General features: G+C 49.5%; 3 protein-coding genes. 1 reads left to right on the top strand and 2 read right to left on the bottom strand.

Annotated features, from left to right (window positions below; all coding sequences use genetic code 11):
- The coding region (locus tag ACTHUE_RS13440; protein WP_440423716.1) for an ATP-binding cassette domain-containing protein at positions 1–1,828 on the bottom strand (1,828 nt) is incomplete at its 3' end.
- 122 nt (positions 1,829–1,950) lie between these two features.
- Positions 1,951–2,982 (bottom strand): Holliday junction branch migration DNA helicase RuvB, encoded by a 1,032-nt coding sequence (gene ruvB, locus ACTHUE_RS13435; protein ID WP_070712754.1) that lies wholly within the window; start codon positions 2,980–2,982, stop codon positions 1,951–1,953.
- 216 nt (positions 2,983–3,198) lie between these two features.
- On the opposite strand from ruvB, the gene ACTHUE_RS13430 reads away from it, so the two are divergent.
- Positions 3,199–3,430 (top strand): (d)CMP kinase (locus ACTHUE_RS13430; RefSeq protein ID WP_440423714.1); only part of this gene is annotated, 232 nt, incomplete at its 3' end.

The raw sequence follows: 3,430 nt of genomic DNA, 5'->3' as shown, positions 1-3,430 counted from the left end.
CAGCCCTGCTTTGCAATGCACCTGCTTTTTCGTAATCTTTGAAAATTTCAGGATCGGAAAGCTGGGTATTGATTTCAGCCTGCTCGGTTTCCAAAGCGGCGATTTCATCAGGCAGGGCATCGAGTTCGCGCTGTTCTTTATAAGAAAGTTTGACCGTGCGGTTGGCTTTGGGTTTGATTTTTTCAGGCTCGGCAACCGCTTTAGGCGCAGAGGCCGTCTGAATTTTATCTTCCCGCGATTTTGCGTCGATATAGTCCTGATAGCCGCCGATGTATTCTTTCAGACGGCCTTGTCCTTCGAAAACAATGCTTTGAGTAATCACATTATCCAAGAACATACGGTCATGCGAGACAAGGAATACCGTGCCTTGGTAATCTCGCAACAGGTCTTCGAGCAGCTCTTGGGTATCGATGTCCAAGTCGTTGGTCGGTTCGTCCAAGACCAGGATATTGGCAGGGCGGGTAAAGAGTTTTGCCAACAGGAGTCGGTTGCGTTCGCCGCCGGAGAGTGATGAAACGGGACTTTGTGCGCGGGCTGGATGGAACAGGAAATCTTCCAAATAGCTCATCACATGCTTTTTCTTACCACCGACTTCAACGTAATCATTGCCCTGTCCGAGCGTGTAAAACACGGTGTCGTTTTCGTTCAACGCGCTGCGGAACTGGTCGAAATAAGCAACTTCCTGTTTACTGCCGATACGGATTCTGCCGTAGGTCGGCTGCAATTCGCCCAAAATCAGCTTAAGGAAGGTGGTTTTACCGATACCGTTTGGACCGATTAAGCCGATTTTGTCGCCGCGCTGCAAAATGGCGGAGAATTTGTCCATGATGACTTTGTCGCCATAGGCAAAAGAAGCGTGTTCCAATTCGGCGATGATTTTGCCGCTTTTTTCGCCGCTGTCGAGCTTAAAGTTGACCTGCCCTTGTACATTGCGGCGCTCGGCGCGCTGGCGGCGCAGCTCTTCCAAACGGCGCACGCGGCCTTCATTACGGGTACGGCGCGCTTCGATGCCTTTGCGTATCCATGCTTCTTCCTGAGCATGGAATTTATCAAACAAGCGGTTATGTTCCGCCTCGACTGCCAACTCTTGCGCTTTTTTCTCGCTGTATTTGGAGAACGATCCGGGATAGGAGCGCAGAGTGCCGCGGTCGAGTTCGACGATGCGCGTGGCGATATTGTCCAAAAAACGGCGGTCGTGGGTAATCACAACCAAGCTGCCTTCAAATGCTTTGAGCAGGTTTTCCAGCCAGATAATCGCGTCGATGTCCAAATGGTTGGTCGGTTCGTCCAGTAGCAATACGTCGGGCTTTTGCACCCAAGCCTGCGCCAGGGCGACGCGCTTTTTCTGCCCGCCGGAGAGGTTGCCGATTTTTTCGTTTTCCGGCAAACCGAGTTCGCCCAATGTCTGCTTGACTGCCGCATCCAGTTTCCAGCCGTCCTTCGCTTCGATTTCAAGCTGCAATTCGTTGAGCTCTTTCAACAAAGTCTCACTCGAACCATTTTCCAACTCATGGCTGACATGATGATAACGGCTCAATAAATCGCGAATTTCGCCCAATCCTTCGGCAACGGTATCAAATACGGTTGCATCCTTATCAAAAAAGGATTCTTGCGGCACATAAACGATTTTGAGGTTGTTTTGAACAATAATCTGTCCATCGTCAAGCTTTTGTACACCGGCGAGGATTTTTAAAAACGAAGACTTACCCGCACCGTTGCGGCCGATTAAACCGATTTTCTCGCCGCTGTCGAGTTGAAAAGAAGTTTTGTCGAGCAAGGCGACATGACCGACAGCAAAAGAAGCATTTTCTACGGATAAGATATTCATGGGGAAACTTCAAAAAAGAAAAGGGGAACATTTTAACCAATTATCGGCAGATATTTGCCGACAATCATATGAAATTGAAAGTATCAGGCCGTCTGAAAGCAGTTTTCAGACGGCCTTCACTATTATTCTTGAACCTTCAAACCGAAATGCAGATAGGCTCGTTCGGTTGCTACGCGTCCGCGCGGTGTACGCTGCAAAAAACCCTGCTGAATCAGATAAGGCTCAATTACATCTTCGATGGTATCGGTCGATTCGCCAATCGCAGCAGCCACGTTTTCCAAACCGACAGGGCCGCCGCTGAATTTGTGCAGAATCGCCTCAAGGAATTTCCTGTCCATCACATCCAAACCCTGACCGTCCACATCCAGCATGCTTAAGGCAGCATCGGCAATTTCCGCATCAATGACGCCGTTGTTTTTCACATCGGCATAATCGCGTACACGTCGCAAAAGGCGGTTGGCAATGCGCGGCGTACCGCGGCTGCGCTTGGCCACTTCCATCGCACCCTCTTCACCCATTTCCAACTGCAACAATTGAGCAGAACGGGCAACAATAGTCGCCAAGTCTTTGTTTTGATAAAACTCCAATCGGGACACAATACCGAAACGGTCGCGCAACGGATTGGTCAACATACCGGCACGGGTCGTCGCCCCCACCAATGTAAACGGCGGCAAATCGATTTTGACCGAACGCGCAGCCGGTCCCTCTCCAATCATGATGTCCAACTGATAATCTTCGAGCGCAGGATAAAGGATTTCTTCAACCACGGGGCTTAAGCGGTGAATTTCATCGATAAACAGCACATCATGCGGCTCGAGGTTGGTCAATAAAGCAGCAAGGTCGCCGGCGCGCTCCAAAACCGGGCCGCTGGTTTGACGCAAATTAACGCCCAACTCTTTGGCGATAATATGCGCCAAAGTAGTTTTGCCCAAACCCGGTGGGCCAAATAGCAAAGTGTGGTCAAGCGCTTCGCCACGTTTTTTCGCCGCCTGAATAAAAATAGCCAGCTGCTCTTTGGCCTTATCCTGCCCGATATAGTCATCCAAAGTTTTCGGACGTAAAGCGCGTTCAAGCAATTCTTCCTGAGCTGAAATATTTTGAGCAGTGATAATGCGCTGAGGCTGTGCAGAAGTAAGATTATCGGTTTGTAACATAATGTTTCTAAATTCGAAGATCATTCCCGGCCCGTTGTTTCAGACGGCCCGAACAATCAGATAAAGCGGTTAAATTATGATTTTGGCCATTATACCCGATAAGGCCGAGCCACTTTTCCCTCAAATTTAAATCACACAAAAATTTTCGTTTTCAGACGGCCAAAGCAACGTATAATAAACGGTTAATTCAAATACCTATCGCATTCAGGAGAACATATGAGCCTCAAGCAAAAAGTCATCGCCATCGACGGTCCCAGCGCATCCGGCAAAGGGACGGTTGCCTCACGCGTAGCCGAAGCCTTGGGTTTTCTTTACCTCGACTCCGGTGCGCTTTACCGCCTGACCGCGCTTTACGCACAAAAACAAAATGTTGCCTGGACAGATGAAGACGCCGTCAGCACACTGGCAGAAACTTTGCCCGCACAATTTGAAGGCAGCGTCGTGTTAT

The sequence above is a fragment of the Neisseria sp. P0021.S005 genome, from assembly GCF_051956955.1.
The sequence above is the reverse complement of the archived record's forward strand: the minus strand, read 5'-3'. Positions and strand labels throughout refer to the sequence as shown.

Excerpts from the sequence above, each read along its gene's own strand:
- ruvB (WP_070712754.1), bottom strand. The coding sequence starts at position 2,982 with ATGTTACAAACCGATAATCTTACTTCTGCACAGCCTCAGCGCATTATC.